The organism is Pseudoxanthomonas sp. UC19_8, assembly GCF_042700505.1.
GTDB classification, from domain to species: Bacteria; Pseudomonadota; Gammaproteobacteria; order Xanthomonadales; family Xanthomonadaceae; genus Pseudoxanthomonas_A; species Pseudoxanthomonas_A winnipegensis.
On record NZ_CP170559.1, the window covers coordinates 1,174,452 to 1,194,415 of the forward strand.

Annotated in this window: 12 protein-coding genes and 2 pseudogenes; 11 read left to right on the forward strand and 3 right to left on the reverse strand. The window is 68.0% G+C overall.

Going from position 1 to position 19,964, the window contains the following annotated elements; translation table 11 throughout:
• Positions 1-143 precede the first annotated feature (143 nt).
• Together ACFJIT_RS05060 and ACFJIT_RS05065 are read left to right on the forward strand one after the other, a co-directional pair.
• The gene (locus ACFJIT_RS05060; protein WP_379655227.1) at positions 144-743 is read left to right on the forward strand and encodes an XAC0095 family protein; all 600 of its coding nucleotides are present in this window, start codon (positions 144-146) and stop codon (positions 741-743) included.
• Between the two features lie 409 nt (positions 744-1,152).
• Complete coding sequence (locus ACFJIT_RS05065; RefSeq protein ID WP_379655228.1) at positions 1,153-3,825, forward strand: M1 family metallopeptidase; 2,673 nt, start codon at positions 1,153-1,155, stop codon at positions 3,823-3,825.
• A 653-nt stretch (positions 3,826-4,478) separates the two neighbouring features.
• Here the strand turns inward: ACFJIT_RS05065 and ACFJIT_RS05070 are convergent.
• Entirely contained in the window at positions 4,479-4,805 is a 327-nt protein-coding gene (locus ACFJIT_RS05070) for a BON domain-containing protein (RefSeq protein ID WP_340648802.1), read from the reverse strand.
• Between the two features lie 148 nt (positions 4,806-4,953).
• On the opposite strand from ACFJIT_RS05070, the pseudogene ACFJIT_RS05075 reads away from it, so the two are divergent.
• The 9 genes and pseudogenes from ACFJIT_RS05075 to ACFJIT_RS05115 all read left to right on the forward strand — a co-directional run bounded on the left by ACFJIT_RS05075 (position 4,954) and on the right by ACFJIT_RS05115 (position 14,294).
• Positions 4,954-6,400 (forward strand): annotated as a pseudogene (locus tag ACFJIT_RS05075) (glycoside hydrolase family 30 beta sandwich domain-containing protein).
• A gap of 472 nt (positions 6,401-6,872) precedes the next feature.
• Positions 6,873-7,304, forward strand: coding sequence for a transposase (locus ACFJIT_RS05080; RefSeq protein WP_379655229.1), 432 nt, complete (start codon positions 6,873-6,875; stop codon positions 7,302-7,304).
• Positions 7,305-7,451: 147 nt separating this feature from the next.
• The gene (locus ACFJIT_RS05085; protein WP_379655230.1) at positions 7,452-7,730 is read left to right on the forward strand and encodes a hypothetical protein; all 279 of its coding nucleotides are present in this window, start codon (positions 7,452-7,454) and stop codon (positions 7,728-7,730) included.
• A gap of 305 nt (positions 7,731-8,035) precedes the next feature.
• Positions 8,036-9,709 carry an FAD-dependent oxidoreductase gene (locus ACFJIT_RS05090; protein WP_379655231.1) on the forward strand — a complete coding sequence of 558 codons (1,674 nt, stop codon included), beginning with the start codon at positions 8,036-8,038 and terminating at the stop codon, positions 9,707-9,709.
• A gap of 7 nt (positions 9,710-9,716) precedes the next feature.
• Positions 9,717-10,022 carry a UBP-type zinc finger domain-containing protein gene (locus tag ACFJIT_RS05095; protein WP_379655719.1) on the forward strand — a complete coding sequence of 102 codons (306 nt, stop codon included), beginning with the start codon at positions 9,717-9,719 and terminating at the stop codon, positions 10,020-10,022.
• A gap of 82 nt (positions 10,023-10,104) precedes the next feature.
• A complete protein-coding gene (locus ACFJIT_RS05100) occupies positions 10,105-10,803 on the forward strand; it encodes a DUF1772 domain-containing protein (protein WP_379655232.1) in 699 nt (232 codons plus the stop codon).
• Positions 10,800-12,179 (forward strand): DUF763 domain-containing protein, encoded by a 1,380-nt coding sequence (locus ACFJIT_RS05105; RefSeq protein WP_379655233.1) that lies wholly within the window; start codon positions 10,800-10,802, stop codon positions 12,177-12,179. The genes ACFJIT_RS05100 and ACFJIT_RS05105 overlap by 4 nt, the downstream gene beginning before the upstream one ends.
• Positions 12,176-12,760, forward strand: coding sequence for a GIY-YIG nuclease family protein (locus ACFJIT_RS05110; protein ID WP_379655234.1), 585 nt, complete (start codon positions 12,176-12,178; stop codon positions 12,758-12,760). The genes ACFJIT_RS05105 and ACFJIT_RS05110 overlap by 4 nt, the downstream gene beginning before the upstream one ends.
• Positions 12,761-12,863: 103 nt before the next feature.
• Positions 12,864-14,294 carry an MFS transporter gene (locus ACFJIT_RS05115; protein ID WP_379655235.1) on the forward strand — a complete coding sequence of 477 codons (1,431 nt, stop codon included), beginning with the start codon at positions 12,864-12,866 and terminating at the stop codon, positions 14,292-14,294.
• A 630-nt stretch (positions 14,295-14,924) separates the two neighbouring features.
• On the opposite strand, the pseudogene ACFJIT_RS05120 reads toward ACFJIT_RS05115, so the two are convergent.
• Together ACFJIT_RS05120 and ACFJIT_RS05125 are read right to left on the reverse strand one after the other, a co-directional pair.
• Positions 14,925-17,695, reverse strand: a pseudogene (locus ACFJIT_RS05120) (TonB-dependent receptor).
• A gap of 316 nt (positions 17,696-18,011) precedes the next feature.
• Positions 18,012-19,619 (reverse strand): alpha-glucosidase family protein, encoded by a 1,608-nt coding sequence (locus tag ACFJIT_RS05125; protein WP_379655236.1) that lies wholly within the window; start codon positions 19,617-19,619, stop codon positions 18,012-18,014.
• Positions 19,620-19,964: the final 345 nt, after the last annotated feature.

The following is a 19,964-nucleotide window of genomic DNA, read 5'->3' on the forward strand; positions in this document are numbered from 1 at the left end:
GACGCGATGCCTGCGTCGGGAGGGCGGTGAATACAACACCCGCAAGGGGAATAAGCCCGCCGGCTGTCTGCGGTTTCGAGCCTCCCGACTTCCCGTCCGCCATTCTCGGCGGGCGGCTCCCTTCATGGAACGAGGAGGCACCGATGTCGTACGACCGTTTGGACGATGAAGAAGGCCCCGGCTATTTCCTGCCGGTGGAGGGCCAGGTGCGGTTGGCGCGCTTGAGCGATCACGTCAGGTTTCTGGCACGGCTTTTGGCGCCGCGCACGCAGGCGGAGGAGGACGCGGCTGGGCGTGGGGTGCGCATGGGCGAGGTGGCGTTCTGCCTGGAGCTGTTGGCCGATCAGGTGGGGCAGGTGCTGGAGGCGCTGTCGTGGCCGGCGCAGGGCCCTGGGGATGCGGCTGAGGGCCTGCCCGATATCGATGGTGATGGGGCGACAGATGCAGGGTGCGCAGCCTTCCGCGTTACGCTGGCACAACTCGACCGGCTCAACCTGCTGGTCGAGACCGCTTCGGCGCATGCGAGGGTGGTGGCGGTGGGCGATGCGACCGGGCGGGTAGGGCATGCGCCGCCGGAAGTGGGCGAGACGCTTTGCGCTGCGGTCGATGAGGTGCGTGCGTTGCTGGGGCAGGTCGAGCGTCAGCCGCTGCGTGCCGCGTTGTCGGCTCGCGTGCGCGAGGAACAGGCGATCTACGCGGTGGGGCCGGCGGTGCAGGCTGACGAACGCGGGTGGATGCACTGAGCTTCAAGGGGCATCGGGCAGGGTAGCGAGGCTCCGCTTTTGTTGCGGTCGGTTGGAAAGGTCCCCTGGATCCCCGCTTTCGCGGGGATGACGACGTGGGGGTTGGGGGGAGGTGACCATAGATGGCGCGAAGTCAGCCGGGATGGGCAGCTGGCGATGGGCTGTCTGGCGGGCCTGGTCATGCAAAACAACGGGTTATGGTCAATGTTCCGTATTCCGGAATATGGAATGCGCCGCCCGCTCGATCCGATGGCCGAGCGCCTTCGCGACACGCGGTAGCGCGGTCTTCACGCTTGAGGGGCTACCTGACAAAACCGACATGACTTTCGGGGGGCGCCGGGCCGGGTAGGGGGAGAGGATCATCCGCGGCTTCGGCGCGGGGACGCGCCAGCCACTTCAAGGAATCCGCATGCGCAAGACCCTGGTGACCGCCATCACGCTGGCCCTGGCCGGCACGAGCCTGGCGGCGTCGGCCCAGTCCACCCCGGCCACTCCCGCCGCGCAGGTCGCCGACAGCGCCGCGCAGGTGACCACGCAGCTGCCGCGCACCGCGCGCCCCAGCCACTACGCGGTGCAGATCATCCCGCACGCGGACAAGATGAGCTTCGACGGCAAGGTCAGGATCGATGTGCAGGTGCTGCAGCCGACCCAGACCCTGGTGCTGCAGGCGGCCAACCTGACTTTCGGCACCAGCACGCTCAGCGCGGGCAAGGGCAAGCCGCTCACCGCCAAGGTCAGCACCGATGCCGATGCGCAGACGGCGAGCTTCGCCTTTGACAAGACGCTGGCGCCGGGCAAGTACGTGCTGTCCATCGACTACAGCGGCATCATCAACACCCAGGCCAATGGCCTGTTCGCGCTGGATTACGCCACCGCCGATGGCCAGAAGCGCTCGCTGTACACGCAGTTCGAGAATTCCGATGCGCGCCGCTTCATCCCGTCCTGGGACGAGCCGGACTTCAAGGCGACCTTCGACCTCAGCGTGACCGTGCCGGCCGCGCAGATGGCGGTGAGCAACATGCCGATCGCCTCGTCCAGGGACGCCGGCAACGGCATGAAGCAGGTGGTGTTCGCCACCACGCCGAAGATGTCGACCTATCTGCTGTTCTTCGGCCTGGGCGACTTCGAGCGCGCCACGCTGGCGGGGCCCAACGGCACCGAAATCGGCGTGATCGCGCAGAAGGGCAAGGTGGACCAGGCCAAGTTCGCGCTGGAGTCCGGGCGCGATGTGCTGAAGGAATACAACGCCTACTTCGGCGTGGACTATCCGCTGCCCAAGCTGGACAACATCGCCGCGCCCGGCCAGAGCCAGTTCTTCAGTGCGATGGAGAACTGGGGCGCGATCTTCACCTTCGAGTACTCGCTGCTGCTGGACCCGGCCGTGTCCAACGTCAACGATGAGCAGCGCGTGTTCACCACCGCCGCGCACGAGATCGCCCACCAGTGGTTCGGCGACCTGGTGACCATGGCGTGGTGGGACGACCTGTGGCTCAACGAGGGCTTCGCCACCTGGATGGAGGGCCGCACCACGGCCAAGCTGCATCCGGAATGGGACATCGACAAGACCGAGGCGGCCTACACCAGCCGCGGCGCGATGGGCCGCGACGCCTACGCCACCACCCATCCGGTGGTGCAGCACGTGGCCACGGTCGAGCAGGCCAGCCAGGCCTTCGACGGCATCACCTACGGCAAGGGCTCTGCGGTGATCGGCATGCTGGAGGACTACGTCGGCTCGGACAACTGGCGTGCCGGCGTGCGCAGCTACATCAAGGCCCACGCGCACGGCAACGCGGTCACCGACGAGCTGTGGAGCGAGGTCGACAAGGCCGCGCCGGGCAAGAACTTCACCCAGGTCGCGCACGACTTCACCCTGCAGCCGGGCGTGCCGCTGATCAAGGCCAATGCGGTCTGCGCCAGCAACAGCACCACGGTGACGCTGGAGCAGGGCGAATTCACGCTGGACCGCCCCAACAAGACGCCGCTGCGCTGGAACGTGCCGGTGACCCTGCGCGGCGCCGACGGCAAGGAAACGCGCGTGCTGGTGCAGGACGGCAGCGCCCGCGTGACGCTGCCGGGCTGCCAGCAGCCGGTGGTGATCAACGCCGGGCAGAAGGGCTACTACCGCACGCTGTATGCGCCGGCGATGTTCCAGGCGCTCAGCGCCAAGTTCTCCACGCTGCCGGTGGTGGACCAGCTGGGCGTGATCATGGACGCCGGCGCGCTGTCCAGCGTCGGCCTGCAGCCGGTCGCCGACCAGCTGGACCTGACCGCCAAGGTGCCGCTGGATGCCTCGCCGGACCTGTGGCTGCAGGTGGCCGGCGTGCTGGGCGGCGTCGACGGGCTGTTCGATGGCGATGCCAAGCAGCAGGCGGCGTGGCGCAAGTACGCCATCGCCCGCCTGTCTCCCAAGTTCCAGCAGCTGGGCTGGGACAACCGCGCGGGCGATCCGGCGCGGGTCAAGCAGCTGCGTTCGAGCCTGATCGGCGTGCTTAGCAACATGGGCGATGCGCAGGTGATCGCCGAGGCGCGCCGCCGCTTCGCGGCCTTCCAGGCCGACCCGAAGTCGCTCTCGCCGGATCTGCGCCGCACCGTGCTGGGCATCGTCGCGCGCAACGCCGACGCGGCCACCTGGGACACGCTGCACGCGATGGCCAAGCAGGAGACCTCGTCCATGGTGCGCGACCAGTACTACTCGCTGCTGGCCTACGCCAAGGACCCGGCGCTGGCCCAGCGTGCGCTGGACATGGCGCTGACCGATGAGCCGGGGGCGACCAACGCCGCCAGCATGATCGGCGCGGTGTCCCAGGAGCATGCCGACCTGGCGTTCGACTTCGCCGTGGCCCACCGCGAGAAGGTCGACACGCTGGTCGATTCGACCTCGCGGGCGCGCTACTACCCGGGCCTGGGCAGCAGCGCGGACGACCTGAAGATGGTGGACAAGATCAAGGCCTATGCCGACAAGTACATCGCCCCGACCTCGCGCCGCGCGGCCGAGACGGTGATGACCAGCATCCAGACCCGGGTCAAGCTGCAGGCCGAACGCCGTCCGCAGGTGGTGGCGTGGTTGAAGCAGCAGAAGTAAGCACTGTCTGAGGCATGCCAGGGATTGAGGCGTGCAGGCAGGAAGAAGCCCCGCGATGCGGGGCTTCTTTTTGTCCCTCGCTGGTGTGCGGGGATGCGGACCACTTGTTGAAGCGCGTAAATGTGCGCCACGCCGCTTGTGTCGGTAAGCGCTACTTCGGCAAGCGGCCTCGACCCGGGCGGGCACGGCTCCTCGGCTCGGTCCGACCTCCATGGCGGACTCGCCGCCGCGGGCCATCCAAGGCCCGCTCTTCGCGTGCCCGGCCGTGTCGAGGCGCTGCGGCGGATGGATCAGGACTTCTTCGAACTTGAAGGCCTCAAGCAGCGCTCTGCCCCCTCCCTTTCGCCGCAGGCGAAGGGGAGGGCCGGGGTGGGGTGCTTTTGCTTTTGCTTCGGTAGCTTTCCCGGTAAAGCCTCGACCCCTCCCCAGCCCTCCCCTTCGCCTATGGCGAAAGGGAGGGGGCCTCAAGTCGATAGTTTCCTGTCACTGATTGTGGTGTGCGCGAGGCAGGGGTTCGAACACCCCCGCAAACCGAAGCCCTATGACCTGACGTGCCCCTACCGAAGTCCCAGCCCTCAGACGCACTGCTCCCTGGATCGGGCGAAGGTCACTTTTGCGAGGTATGTCCGGATCTAGAGGTGTGTCCGGATCTATCAGCCATCCTCACGCAGATCAGCCTCCGCGGCCGATCCCGGACCCCCTTCATGGTCCCCATCGCGCACGGCCTGGCCCGGCGGTCCGAAGGACGCGCTGCCGTCGTCGTAGCGGATCAGGTCGCGCACGCCGACCACGCCCTCGATCTGGCGCACACAGGCCACGGCGCGCTGCTTCATGTCGCGCTCGGGCACGTTGCCGGTCAGCGTGACCTGGCCGTCCTGGATTTCGACCAGGATCTCGCCGGCCTCGATGTCCGGCTGCTGCGCCAGGGTGCGGACCACATCGTCGCCGATCAGCTGGTCGGAGCGGGCAGGGGTGCTCATGGTGGAAGTCCTTGTAGTGGGTGAGGCGATGCTGCGCCCGCGCAAGTGAGCGCACCGCCAAGAGCGCGCTCGATGAAGGGCGCGCCGGCCGGGACGCGTATGCTTGCCGGGATTTCGATTCGCCTGGGAGGGCACGATGAAACAGACGATGCGGGTGTCGCTGATGGGCGCGCTGCTGGCGGCGGCCAGTGCGCAGGGGGCGGAGGTCACGAGCGCGGCCTACACGCCGAGCGGCGGCGCGGTGACGGTCTACACCTCGGCCTCGGGCGCGCCCGCGCAGATGGTGCGCAGCGAGGTGGCCGCCCTGCAGCCCGGCCACGCCCTCACCGAGCGCGAGAACTCGATCTTCGTCGACCCGACCCGGCGCTTCCAGACCGTGATGGGCGTGGGCGGGGCGATCACCGATGCCGCTGCCGAGACCTACGCCAAGCTGAGCAAGGCCAAGCAGGCCGAATTCATGAAGGCCTATTACGACCCGGACGCCGGCATCGGCTACAGCTGGGCCCGCACCACCATCCACAGCTCGGACTTCTCCAGCGCCAGCTACACCTACATCAAGGAAGGCGACAAGGACCTCAAAACCTTCTCCATCGCGCACGATCGCAAGTACCGCATCCCGATGATCAAGCAGGCGATCGCCGCGGCCGGCGGCACGCTGCCGATGTTCGCAAGCCCCTGGAGCGCGCCGGCCTTCATGAAGGACAACAAGAGCATGCTCAAGGGCGGCCACCTGCTGCCGGAGTACGCCGACGCCTTGGGCCAACTACTACACCAAGTTCATCGCGGCCTACGAGAAGGAAGGTATCCCGATCTGGGGCATCAGCATCCAGAACGAGCCGATGGCGGTCCAGATCTGGGAGTCGATGCAGTTCTCGGCCGAGCAGGAGCGCGACTTCCTCAAGGACCACCTCGGCCCGACCATGGCCAAGGCCGGCTACGGCGACAAGAAGATCATCGTGTGGGACCACAACCGCGACATGATGGTCCACCGCGCCAACGTGCTGTTCGACGACCCGGAGGCGGCCAAGTACGCCTGGGGCATGGGCTTCCACTGGTACGAGACCTGGGCTGGCTTCGACCCGATGTACGACAACGTGGCCTCCGTCTCGCGCGCCTATCCGGACAAGCCGCTGCTGCTGACCGAGGCCTCGATCGAGAAGTTCGACTTCGACCGTATCCAGGACTGGGCCCACGGTGAGCGCTATGGCGCCTCGATGATCCACGACTTCAACGGCGGTGCGGTGGCCTGGACCGACTGGAACATCCTGCTGGACGAGCATGGTGGCCCCAACCACGTGGGCAACTATTGCTTCGCGCCGCTGCAGGCCGACACGCGCACCGGCGCGCTGATCTACACCCCGCCGTACTGGTACATCGGCCATTTCTCCAAGTTCATCCGCCCGCAGGCGCAGCGCGTGAGTGCCGCCAGCAGCCGCAGCAATCTGATGACCACGGCCTTTCTCAACCTGGACAACCGGCTGGCGACCGTGGTGATGAATGGCAGCGACCAGGCGATCACCTACAACTTCTATGTCGGCGAGGCATCCACCCAGGTGGAGATCCCCGCGCACGCGATCCAGACGCTGGTGTACTGAGCCGTCGCGTCATCCCCGGCCTCTTCGATCGGCATGATCGAAGAAGACGCCCCGCATCCGCGGGATGTCCTGCTTTGGCCCGTGGCGTCCATCTTGTAGAGCGGAGCTTGCTCCGCTAGACCGGCCCCGGCGACCCGACCGAAGGGCAGCGGAGCAAGCTCCGCTCTACGGTTCCGGCGACCCGACCGAAGAGCAGCGGAGCAAGCTCCGCTCTACGGTTCCGGCGATCCGACCGAAGGGCAGCGGAGCAAGCTCCGCTCTACGGTTCCGGCGACCCGACCGAAGGGCAGCGGAGCAAGCTCCGCTCTACGGTTCCGGCGACCCGAACGAAAGGCAGCGGAGCAAGCTCCGCTCTACGGTGGGTTGCGATTTTTCCGATGCGATATCGGGCGAGCGCCTGATGCATTGCGCGAGGCGCGCCGCTCAGGCTGCGGGCATGGCAAGCCCTGCGCTACACATTGGACGGTACTCGGTGATCGGCGCTGTCTACGCGGTGACGACGGTGACGCTTCTGCGTCGTCCCCTCTTCGCCAATCTGGTCGCCGCGCAAGCGATGGCTTCTGAATTGCGTGGGTCGGATGCGTCCGGCGATAGCGACTCCATTGCCCGGGTCGTTATGCCGGATCACGTGCACTGGCTGTTCGAATTGCGGGCCGAGAGCTTGAGCCGTGTGGTGCAGCGATTGAAGTCGCAGGCTGCGCGTGACATCAATATCGCGTGCGGAACACGCGGTGCATTCTGGCAACCAGGGTTCTACGACCGGCAGATGCGCGGTGACGAGGATCTGCTGACGCAGGCGCGCTACATCCTCGGGAATCCTGTGCGACGTGGATTGGCTGGGGGTTTGGGTGAGTATCCACATGCCTGGTGCCGATATGGCAACGACCTATCGCTGGCGCCATGACCCTGCCCTGTAGAGCGGAGCTTGCTCCGCTGGAGCATTCCAGGCGATCTGACCGAAGGGCAGCGGAGCAAGCTCCGCTCTACAAAGGGTTTGAATTTTTCTGGGCCATGTCGCGTGATGTGCTGATCGCTTGCGATCGCTCGATGATTGGCGCTTTCGGCGATCTGGCAGGCAGCGGTATCTGTTGCGCTGGGCATCTTCGGTGATCTGGCCGAAGGGCAGCGGCCATGTAGAGCGGAGCTTGCTCCGCTGGAGCATTCCAGGCGATCTGATCGAAGGGCAGCGGAGCAAGCTCCGCTCTACAGAGGGTTTGAATTTTTCTGCGCCATGTCGCGTGATGTGCTGATCGCTTGCGATCGCTCGATGATCGGCGCTTTCGGCGATCTGGCAGGCAGCGATATCTGTCCTGCTGGGCATCTTCGGTGATCTGGTCGAAGGGCAACGGCCCTGTAGAGCGGAGCTTGCTCCGCTGGAGCATTCCAGGCGATCTGATCGAAGGGCAGTGGGGCTTGCTTCGTTGATCATTTCCGGGCGATCTGACAGAAAGGCAGCGGAGCAAGCTCCGCTCTACAGAGGGTTTTTGAATTTTCCGGCACCATGATGCGGGGCAGGCCTTGGGCTTGCCTTGCGTGGTCCGGCGCGCCGCGCAGGTATGCGGTCCCGGATCGACCCAAGATGGTAGAAAGGGCGTTCGGCGGCGGGGGTCTGCTGCCTGGACACCGAGCATTCGCATGGCACTGATCGATACCCGGCATCACCAGATGTACCCGGCGCTGGATGCGGCCCAGCTGGCCACGGCGCGACGGTTCGCCAGCGGGCCGCTGCGGCGGTTCGCGCCGGGCGAGGAGGTGTTTGCCGTCGGCGACCACCCGGCGCCGGTCTGGCTGGTGCTGGAGGGGAGCATCGTCGTGTCGCGTCGCGACGGGTTGGGCCATGAGGAGGTCATCCACGAGCACGGCGTGGGCAGCTTCACCGGCGAGGTCAGCCAGCTGGCCGGGCGTAGTTCGCTGGCCGGTGGCGTGGCCGGTGCGCAGGGCTGTACGGCCGTGCCCCTGGATGCCGCGCATCTGCGCGCCCTGCTGATCGGCGCGGCCGAGCTGGGCGAAATCGTGATGCGCGCGCTGATCCTGCGCCGCGTGGGCCTGATCGAAAGCAAGGCGGTCGGCTCGGTGCTGGTCGGCCAGCCGGGCGAGGCCGAGCTGGTGCGGCTGCAGGGCTTCCTCACCCGCAACGGCTATCCCAACACGCTGCTGGACGCGACCCAGGACGCGCAGGGCCAGGCCCTGGTCGAGCGCCTGGGCATCCACGCCGAAGAACTGCCGCTGATGATCTGCCCCAACGGCACCGTGCTCAAGCGGCCGACCAACCTGGCCGCGGCCAGCTGCCTGGGCATGACGCCGGAGCTGGATCCGGCGGTGGTCCACGATGTGGTCGTGGTCGGCGCGGGGCCGGCGGGGCTGGCGACGGCGGTCTATGCGGCGTCCGAGGGGCTCTCGGTGCTGGTGCTGGAGCAGCGCGCCATCGGCGGGCAGGCCGGTGCGTCTTCGCGCATCGAGAACTATCTGGGCTTCCCCACCGGCATCTCCGGCCAGGCGCTGGCCGGGCGCGCCTACAACCAGGCGCTGAAGTTCGGCGTGGAACTGGCGCTGCCGCTGGATGTGCGCACGCTGCAGTGCGAGGCCAGGGCCGAGGATCCGCATGCGCCGCTGCAGCTGAGCCTGGACAACGGCCAGGTGGTGCAGGCGCGCACGGTGGTGGTCGCTTCCGGGGCGCGCTATCGCCGGCCGGAGGTCGCGCAGCTGGCGCGCTTCGAGGGCAGCGGCGTGTCCTACTGGGCCTCCCCGATCGAGGCGCGCATGTGCGCCGGCGAGGAGATCGCGCTGCTGGGCGGCGGCAATTCGGCCGGGCAGGCGGTGGTCTACCTGGCGCCGAAGGTGAAGAAGCTGCATCTGGTCATCCGCGGCAAGAGCCTGGAGGCGTCGATGTCCAGCTACCTGATCGAACGCATCCAGGCGCTGCCCAACGTGGAGCTGCACACCAATACCGAGCTGCTGTCGCTGGAGGCCGACGATCAGGGCGCGCTGGCCGGTGCGACCTATCGCGATCGCACGAGCGGCCAGTCGCACAGTTGCTCGCTGCGGCATCTGTTCCTGTTCATCGGCGCCGACCCCAACACCGATTGGCTCAAGGGCTGCGTGACGCTGGACCCGGCCGGCTTCGTGGTCACCGGTGCCAACGGCGCGGCCTTGCTGGAGACCGACCGGCCCGGCGTGTTCGCCATCGGCGATGTGCGCGCAGGTTCGGTCAAGCGCGTGGCCGCCGCGGTGGGCGAGGGCGCGGCCGTGGTCGCGCAGATCCATCAATACCTGGCGGCCCTGGAGCCGCGCCCTGCCGCAGAGCCCTGAAGGAGCCATCATATCCCGTTGCACGCATCTGGATGACATCGCCGAGGTCACGCCCAGCGCCAAGGGCTGCGAGGATTGCCTGGCCATCGGCAGCCCGTGGGTGCATCTGCGCCTGTGCCGCATCTGTGGCCACGTGGGCTGCTGCGACGATTCGCCGCATCGCCACGCCAGCGCGCATTTCCACGCCACCGGCCATCCCATCATCGAGGGCTACGACCCGCCCGAAGGCTGGGGCTGGTGCTACGTGGACAGGACCGAGGTCGATCTGCCCGATCAGACGCCGCAGCTGGGGCCGATCCCGCGCTACGTGTAGCGCGGCCGCGGTGCGACCGTCGGGCGATGCCGAGGCCGACGGGTCCGGTACGATGCGGTCACCGCAGCCTGAAGGACCGTGCATGTCCAGCCCGAGCGTGGTGCCCGCTTCGCCATGGCGTCAAAGGATCGTGCGTGGCGCGCTCTGGTTCGCGGCGATCGCGTGGGGCGTCCTGCTGGGGGCCAAGGTCTTCGACCTGGTGGTCCTGGCGGGCGCCTGGAGCGCGGCGCCGCCGGCCTCGTTGCGGCTGTTGCCCTACGGGGCCGCGTATCCGGTCAATACCGGTGATTTCTTCATTCCGCCCTCGGCCTTGCTGCTGGTCGCCACGTGGATCGCGGTCTTCGCCGGCTGGCGCACCCCGATGCGCTACCGCCGCTGGCTGCTGGCCTCGGCGCTGACGATCCTGGTCGTGCTGGTCTTCACCGTGGCGTCGTTCTGGCCCATGAATGCCGCGCTCTGGGCCGTCGCCAAGGGCGCGCCCGGCGCGCTGCAGGATCAGGCGAGCATCGAGGCCCTGGTGCATGCCCTGGCTGCGCAACGACTGGCTGCGCGTGATCGCCGCGACGGCGGGGTTTCTGAGCACCCTGCGTGCGATCAGCTTGCCGTTCCCCGCCGAACAGGCCATGACCGGCCCCGCATCGCGCGCGAGCAGGCTCGCGTCTGCGGGCTGTGTCCTCCTGCTGCTGGCGTTCGTGGCGTACTTCGTGTCCGAGGTGCTTTAGCCGTCTCACGCGCTGAGATGGGCACGTGGCAGGCTGGCGCGGTGAGGCAGGTTCCATGACCCGACGCGGCGGCAGCGCCGATCTTCCCCTGCATGGCGGGCGCGTACCGGCGTGGCTGGGCCAGCGCATGACCCGGCTGGGCGCGGTGATGTGCCAGGCCATCGTCCACACCTATGGGCGCGACGAGCTGCTGCGGCGGCTGGCCCATCCGTTCTGGTTCCAGTCCTTCGGCGCGGTGATGGGCATGGACTGGCATTCCTCCGGCATCACCACCAGCGTGATCGGCGCGCTCAAGCGCGGGCTGACGCCGCTGTCGGGCGAGCTGGGCATCCATGTCTGCGGCGGGCGCGGCCGGCATTCGCGCGCCACGCCCGACGAGCTGCTGGCGGTGGGCGAGCGCACCGGCGTGGACGGCGCGGCGCTGGCGCGCGCCAGCCGGCTTGTGGCCAAGGTGGACAGCGCGGCGGTGCAGGACGGGTTCGACCTGTATCTGCACGGCTTCATCGTCGGCGACGACGGCCAGTGGGTGGTGGTGCAGCAGGGCATGAACACCGCCAGCAGGCAGGCGCGTCGCTATCACTGGCTGTCCGAAGGGCTGAAGGACTTCGTCGATGCGCCGCACGCGGCCATCGAGGGCCCGCGCCAGGGTGCGATCGTCAACCTGGCCGATCGTCGGGCCGCCGGCGCGCGGGCGGCGCAGGTCTCGCTGCTGCAGACGTTGAGCCCGCAGGAAATCGCGCGCGAGTACGGGCGCCTGGCGACGCCGTCGGCGGCGACGGTCAAGCGCTTGGCACGCGCGCGGACCGAGGCCGCCTTGCCCGTCACCGGCGACCTGTTCGCCGAGCCGGCGGCGGAGGCACCCGATCCGCAGGCCTGGAATCCGGCCGCGCAGCCGCATCTGTCGCTACCGGACCATCACGACGTGCGCGCCCAGGACATCGTCCTGCGCCGGCTGCATGGCAGCCTGGCCGCGGCCGCCGAGCAGGGGCCGAAGGACTTCACTGCGTTGTTGCAGGTGCCCGGCGTGGGCGCGCGCACCGTGCGCTCGCTGGCGATGGTGGCCGAGGTGCTGCACGGCACGCCGTGCCGCTTCAGCGATCCGGCGCGGTTTTCGCTGGCCCATGGCGGCAAGGACCGGCATCCCTTCCCGGTGCCGACCCGGGTGCTGGACCACACCATCGGCGTGCTCAAGACCGCCGTGCGCCAGGCCCGGCTGGGCAACGAGGAAAAGCTCGAGGCGATCCGCCGCCTGGATGCGCAGGCGCGGCAGCTGGAGGCGCAGGCCGAAGGTCCGTCGCTGGAGGCGTACCTGGAAGAGGAGCGCCGCCAGTCACACCGCTATGGCGGGCGCAGCGTGTTTGGCTGGGAGCCGGCGCCGGATGAGGCGGCCGGAGTTCCTCCCGCGCCGGCCGCTCCGCAGCGCGCCGCATCGTGAGCCGCGCCGTCAAGGCGGCGTTCCCGATCGACGGGCGCTGCTTCACCTATGTCTTTCCGTGCGCCTGGGAGGACTTCTGCAAGATCGGGTTCTCGCGCGATCCGCTGGGGCGGATCGGCGCGCTGCATCCGCGCTGGTTCGAGTTCTTCGACCTGCACAGCGGCGTGCTGATCGAGACCGAGACCGTCCGCGATGCCCGCGACCTGGAACTGCGGCTGCGCGGGCCGCTGCGTGCCCATCGCGCGCCGATGCCGCTGACCATCCGCGATGCGGCCGGCGGCCAGACCGAGTGGTTCCGCGGCGTGGCCGCGCCGCTGGCCATGCACGTGGCCGAGCTGGCGCAGGGCGGCTATCGCGTGCTGCCGCTGCACGGCTGGCTGCGGGCGGCGGCCCTGTCGCGGATCGACCGGCTCTACGACTGGGCCGATGCCCAGCTCAGCGTCGAGGAGCTGGAGGGCCTGGTCGGTCCCACGCCGGCCGGGCGGGCGCTGGGCGATGTGCTGGACGGCTATCGCAGCCTGGACATCGACCTCACCGATCGGCTGTCGCCGGCGATCGCGCGCTGGTACGGCAAGGTCTGAACTCGGCGTGTGCCGGCCAGCGGGCCGGGCCGGGCCGCGGCTCACGCGCGAGCAAGGGCGTTTGAGCGAAAATCACCGCTACCGCTGTCGCCCCACCGGTCCATTGAAGCCCGAACGCCTGCTGCCGCTGATCGTCGCCACCGCCTTGTTCATCGAGAACATGGACTCCACGGCGATCACCACCTCGCTGCCGGCGATCGCCACGGACCTGGGCGTGGAGCCGGTGGCGCTGAAGCTGGCCCTGACCACCTACCTGCTGGCGCTGGCGGTGTTCATCCCCATCAGCGGCTGGGTCGCCGACCGCTTCGGCGCGCGGCCGACCTTCATGACGGCCATCGCGGTGTTCCTGCTCGGCTCGCTGGGCTGCGCGGCCTCGACTTCGCTGGAATGGATGGTCGCCGCGCGCTTCGTCCAGGGCATGGGCGGGGCGATGATGGTGCCGGTCGGGCGGCTGGTGCTGTTGCGCAGCGTGGCCAAGGCCGAGCTGGTGCGGGCGCTGAGCTGGCTGACCATCCCCGCGCTGCTGGGGCCGATCCTGGGCCCGCTGCTCGGCGGTCTGATCACCACCTACAGCCACTGGCGTTTCATCTTTCTGATCAATCTGCCGATCGGCGCGCTGGGCATGTGGCTGGCGTGGCGGCATATCCCGCTGCTCAAGGAGCCGGTGCAGCCGCTGGACTGGACGGGCTTCGCGCTGTCGGGATTGGGCCTTGCGCTGACGATGTTCGGGCTGGCCACGTTGGGCCGGCACATGGTCAATATCGGTCTGGCGCTGGGCTGCGTGGCGGTGGGTGGGGCGGTGATGGGCGTCTACCTGTGGCATGCGCGCCGGGTCGCGCATCCGCTGATCGATCTGAGCCTGCTGCAGCTGCCGACCTATCGCATCGGCGTGCTGGGCGGGTCGGTGTTCCGCATCGGCATCGGCGCGATCCCGTTCCTGCTGCCGCTGATGCTGCAGCTGGGCTTCGGCCTCAATCCGCTGCAGTCCGGTGCGATCACCTTTACTTCGGCGGCTGGCGCGATGTTCATGAAGACGCTGGCGGCGCGCATCCTCAAGCGCTATGGCTTCCGCAAGGTGATGGTGTTCAACGCGGTGGCGGCCTCGCTGATGCTGGCGACTTATGGCTTCTTCCGGCCGGGGACGCCGTATCTGCTGATGGTGACGCTGCTGCTGGTCGGTGGCTGTTTCCGCTCGCTGCAGTTCACCAGCCTCAACGCGATCATCTATTCGGAAGTGGATCAGGCGCGGATGGGGCAGGCGACCAGCCTGGCGGCGATGATCCAGCAGATCTCGCTGGCCCTGGGCGTGACGGTCGGCGGCTATGCGCTCAGCCTGGCCAGCCTGGCGACCGGTCAGCCGACCGGGGTGCCGATCAACTTCACCTTCGCCTTCCTCACCATCGGCCTGATCTCGGCCAGCTCGGTGATCGCCATGCGCAAGCTGGCGCCCGACGCCGGCGCGGAGATGGCCGGCCGCGCCAAGCCGGGCGAGGAAGTGCACGAGCCCAAGGTGGTGGCGCGACCGGGGACTTGAGTCGGGGAATGTTGTTCCCCTGAGCGAGGGATCACGTTGCGATGGACCGTGGTGCGTGCGCGTTGTTGCTTCGGAAAGGCAGCGGTCCGGCGGGCGGCGTCCGCTTTTCCCTCGGTCAGGGCATCCTGCCTCGCTAGGCGCGGCCTCCGCCCGCCGGCCCGCTGCCGCGCGCGTTGAGCGCATGGGCTTCGGCTCGAAAGATGGACCGCGGCGGCGCGCCTGGTGCTCGCCGGCTGCCACTTGTAGAGCGGAGCTTGCTCCGCTGGGGCTTTCCCTGCGAACCGAACGAAGAGCAGCGGAGCAAGCTCCGCTCTACAACGAGGCTGCGATCTGAGAGACAGCTGCTCGCAGCGCAGCATGAAACCCACTCAGGCCTTTTCCATCCAGACGCCGGCCTTCCGGGAATCAGCGAGCCGAGGCGCCGCGCCCTGCCGGCCCGCCACCCCCCCAAGAAGCTCGACACGCGCATGCGCCAATCGATCAGTCGAGAGAAGCAAAAAATGGGCTGCGGTCCATCAGTCGAGAGAAGCAGCAAAAGAAGGGCGCCGGTCCATCAATCCAGAGAAGCAACCAAAAAAGGGCGCCGGATGCGATCCGGCGCCCTTGCTTCATCTTCTCAGGCGAAGCGAGTCAGAACTTGTAGTTCACGCCCAGCACGATGGTGCGGCCCCACTCGATGTACTCCAGCGGGCGGTCCTTGCTGCCGGCGTAGGTGCGGTACGGGGTGTTGGTGAGGTTGCTGGCCTGCAGCAGCAGGCTCAGGCCGTCCAACCGGCCGCTGCCGAAGGTGTAGCTGACCTGGGCGTCGGTGATGTTCTCGCCGACCACGTAGCGCAGGGTGCGGTTGCCGTTGAAGTTGCCGATCTCGCCGATGAAGTCCGAGCGGCGGCGCTGGCTCACGCGCGCCTCGAAGCCGTTGCGCTCGAAGTAGGCGGTGAGGTTGTATACGCGATCGGACAGGCCGGGCAGGCTGATCGCGCCGTCGCCGACGCTGGAGGCGCTCTCCGGATCCTTGATCTTGACGTCGCTGTCGTTGAACGTGGCGCTGGCCTGGATGCCGAAGCCCTCCAGGGGCGCGAACACCATGTCCAGCGGCAGTGAGGCGGTCAGTTCCAGGCCGCGCAGCTTGCCGCCCTTGCCGTTGAACGGCGCGCTGAAGGTGCCGGTGGTCTGCACCGGCACGGTCATGCCGGGCGGACGCACGTAGCCGGCGACCAGGTCGCTGAAGTCGTAGTCGTCGCGGGTCTGGGTGTAGATGTAGCTCTTGAGATCCTTGTAGAAGAACGCGGCGGCCACGTAGGCCTTCTCGCCGAAATACTTCTCGTAGGAGATGTCCAGCGCATTGGCGCGCCACGGATCGAGCATCGGATTGCCGCCGCTGGCGCCGGGCTTGCCGGTGGAGGTATCCACGCCGAACTCCAGCGAGGCGCGCATCTGGTCCACGCGCGGGCGCGCGACCTGCTTGGCCAGGGCGAAGCGCAGGGTCTGGTCGGCGGGGAACTGGAAGGCCAGGTTGAGGCTGGGCAGCCAGTCGTTGTAGGTCTTGCCGTCGTCGATGGGGCGCACCTCGCTGCCCGCCGGCTGCGAGCCGTCCCAGTAGTTGGCCTGGGAGGACTGATCGGTGTGCTGCAGCTGCACGCCCAGGTTGCCGCGCACGCCCACCTCCCCCCACTGGGTGTCGATGTCCGCGCGCATCCAGGCGGTGGTGATCTTCTCCAGCACGGTCCAGGCCTTGGACACCAGGTAGGAGGCGTCCTCGTTGGGCGAGAACTGCATGTAGCGATCCACCGCGCCGGGCACGTTCCAGGCCGGGATGTAGCCGATGCCGGCGAAGCCCAGGTTGACCGGCGCGTACTGCAGATCGGGGGCGATGGTGGTGTCGCCCTGCGGACCCAGGTTGATGTTGCCTTCGGGCTGGTGCTTGGTCTTCTCGCGGCGGGCGTAGTTGACGCCCACGTCCAGGTCGGAGAACCAGCTCAGCGCGTCGGGCATGGGCAAGCTGGCCTGCAGGCGCGCGCCCTTCAGCTCGTCCTCCACCTGCGGCACCTTGCCGTAGCCCGAGCCGTAGATGGTGTTGGTGATGAACAGCGACTCGGGGTTGGAGTAGTTCAGCCCCGGCGAGATCTGCGAGAAGTCGTTGTTGCGATAGGCCAGGCCGACCGTGTCCAGCTGCGGCATCGGGGTGAGCTGGAGATTGCTCTCCAGGTTGAGCTCCTTGCGGGTGGCCTTGGAGTAGTTGAGGTCGGCGTTGACCTTGACCGCGCCGACATTGAAGGCGTTGTTCCAGCCGAAGGCGTCGATCTTGTCCTTGCGCTTGTTGTACATGCCGCGCACCAGCGGATAGACGCCGCTGGCGGTGCCGCCGGTGAAGGTGTCGTTGCCGTTGACCTGCGGGTTGGCGATGTTCAGGCCCGGGGTGTAGCCGCCGTTGTAGTTGCTGAGGTTGACCTCGAACTGGTTGGCCGTATCGACCTGCTCGGCCTCGGTGTGGAAGGCGTCCAGGCGTGCTGGTCGCAGGCGTTGGACGGGCGGTACTGCAGGGTCGCCATCACGCCGTCGCGCTTGGAGTTGCCGGTGCGGCGCAGGGCCTTGATGCCGTCGGAGAAGTAAGTGCCCGGCGCCACGCCGGGGCGGTTGCCACTGTCGGTGTTCTGCGTGCTCCACGGCTCGTACAGGCCGACCTGGTTTTCCTGGATCGGCGTGTCGGTATGCGCATAGCCGATCGACAGGCCCAGGGTCTTGTCGAAGAACTGATCGATGTAGCTGGCGCTGAGGCGGTTGCCGTAAGGATCGACGTTGGCCGCCTTGCCCAGCGAGTTGCGCTGGTAGCGGCCACCGAGCGCGATCACGCGCTCGCCGAAGCTCAGCGGACGCACGGTCTGCATGTCCACCGTGCCCGACAGGCCCTGGCCGACCAGGCCGGCGTCGGGCGTCTTGTACACGGTCACGCCGTTGACCAGCTCGGACGGGTACTGGTCGAACTCCACGCTGCGGTTGTCGCCGGTGCTCACCACCTCGCGGCCGTTGAGCAGGGTGGTGGAGAAGTCGGGCGAGAGGCCGCGCACGCTGATCACCTGCGCGCGTCCGGCCACGCGCTGCGCGGCCAGGCCGGGCAGGCGGGCCAGCGACTCGGCGATGCTCACGTCGGGCAGCTTGCCGATGTCCTCGGCCGAGATCGCCTCGACGATCGAGGTGGCGTCCTTCTTGACCGAGATCGCGCCCTCGATGCCGCGGCGGATGCCGGTGACCTTGACCCGGTCCAGGTCGGTGGCGTCGGTCTTGACCGCGGCCGGATCGGCCTCGGTGTCGGCCGGCGTGCTCTGGGCCCAGGCCTGGGCGGTGGCCATGCTCATGGCCACGGCGATGGACAGGCACAGCAGGTTGCGCTTGGGAGTCAACATTTTCCCCTCCAGTCAATGTTGGTACTGCATTCGAGTTGATCCGGTGTCCCCCTCGACACCGGCGATTCGCGAAGGCCCGGAACAGCGCCTTGCTTGAATGGGCGGCCATGGTAGTGCGCGTTCCCGGATGTGCATGGGCCTGCATACGTATTCATGGCGGTGCGCTTGCAACGGCGTCATCGGACGGGCGATGCAGCGGCCTGCGTCTTCGCTCGCGCGACCGAAAACGGCTTGAAAACAAGGGCTTTCCGGCGGTTTCTGGCGTCCGTGCTGCAGCGCAGGAACGATTCCGCGCAGCCGCCGACATCACGCTCGATCACGCCACGGCGCCGAACCAGCTGCCGCGCGCGGGCAGGGCGAGCGTGCGTCCTTCGAGTCGTGTACCCGGCAGTCCGTGATCCTCCAGCGCGGTGGCGGCAAGGCCTTCGGGCAGGGTCCAGCGCTGCGCCTGGGCCGAGAGGTTGAACACCACCAGCACGCGCTGGTCTTCGTGTTCGCGCAGGAAGGCCAGCACCGGCTCGTCGGTCTGCAGGAAGGCGATCGTGCCCAGCACCAGCGCCGGATGCCGGCGCCGCCAGCGCAGGAAGCGGCGCACGTGCTGCAGGACCGAGTCCGCATCGGCCTGCTGGGCGGCGATGCTGCGCGCACGGTGCTCGGCCGGCACCGGCAGCCAAGGTTTGCCGCTGGTGAAGCCGCCGGCATCGGCATCGCGCCAAGGCAGGGGTGTGCGACAACCGTCGCGGCCCTTGAAGTTGGGCCAGAAGGCCTTGCCGTAGGGGTCCTGCAGCAGCTCGAAGGGCACCTGCGCCTCGCTCAGGCCCAGCTCCTCGCCCTGGTACAGGCACACCGAGCCGCGCAGCGAGCACACCAGCGCCACCAGCTGCGCGGCGAAGGCATCGTCGCCCGCGCCGCCCCAGCGCGAGACCGCGCGCGGCACGTCGTGGTTGGAAATGGCCCAGCACGGCCAGCCATCGTCCATCGCCGCCTCCAGCCGGGCGACGGTGTCGCGGATGTAGCCGGCGCTGAAATCCTCGACCAGCAGCTCGAAGCTGTAGCCCATGTGCAGGCGCTTGCGACCGGTGTACTCGGCGGTGGTGGCCAGCGAGTCCTCCGAGGAGATCTCGCCCAGCGCGGCCACGTCCGGATAGCGGTCCATCAGCCCGCGCAGCCGCTCCAGGAAGGGCAGCATCTCCGGGCGGGTGTTGTTGTAGTAGTGATACTGGTAGGCGTAGGGGTTGTCCGCGCTGAAGCCGCGGCCCACGCGCTGGTCCTTGGGCTTGGGCGGGTTGTCGCGCAGCTGCGCGTCGTGGAAGCAGAAGTTGATCGCGTCCAGGCGCATGCCGTCCACGCCGCGGTCCAGCCAGAACCGCACATTGTCCAGCGTCGCCTGCTGCACGGCCGGGTTGTGGAAGTTCAGATCCGGCTGCGCGCCGAGGAAGTTGTGCAGGTAGTACTGCTCGCGCCGCGGCTCCCAGCGCCAGGCCACGCCGCCGAACAGCGACATCCAGTTGTTCGGCGGGGTGCCGTCCTCCTTCGGATCGGCCCAGACGTACCAGTCGGCCTTGGCGTTGTCGCGGCTCAGCCGGCTCTCCTGGAACCAGGCGTGCTGGTCCGAGCAGTGGCTGAGGACCTGGTCGATCATCACCTTCAGGCCCAGCGCATGCGCCTTGGCCAGCAGGGCGTCGAAGTCGGCCAGCGTGCCGAACAGCGGATCGACATCGCGGTAGTCGGCGATGTCATAGCCGAAGTCGGCCATGGGCGACTTGAAGAACGGCGAGATCCAGATCGCGTCCACGCCCAGGCTGGCGATGTAGTCCAGGCCCTCGACGATGCCGGGCAGGTCGCCCACGCCATCGCCATTGGTGTCCTTGAAGCTGCGCGGGTAGACCTGATAGATCACCGCGCCGCGCCACCAGTTGTTCATTGCCGTTCCCCGAAGTCATCCGGCCCGGGCGCCGCGAGCGGCCCTGGGCGAAGCGGGCGCCACTATTCCACGCATGACCCGGCGCGTCCTCGCGCAACGACGGGGCGAGGCCATGAATACGTATGCAGCGCGCTGCGATGTGTGAGTCGAAGAAGGGGCTTCGCGCGGGGTGCATCGATCATGCGGCGCATCGCTGATACCGCTTGAAAATAGGTGTTTCGGGCGTGTCGTACACATTCGAATAAAGCGACTTTGACATCGCAGCGTATGCACACACTTGGTTGCACTGCAGCATGGAAAGCGCGACGGCAACGGTCACCATGTCGCCCGGCGAACCGCGGCCGT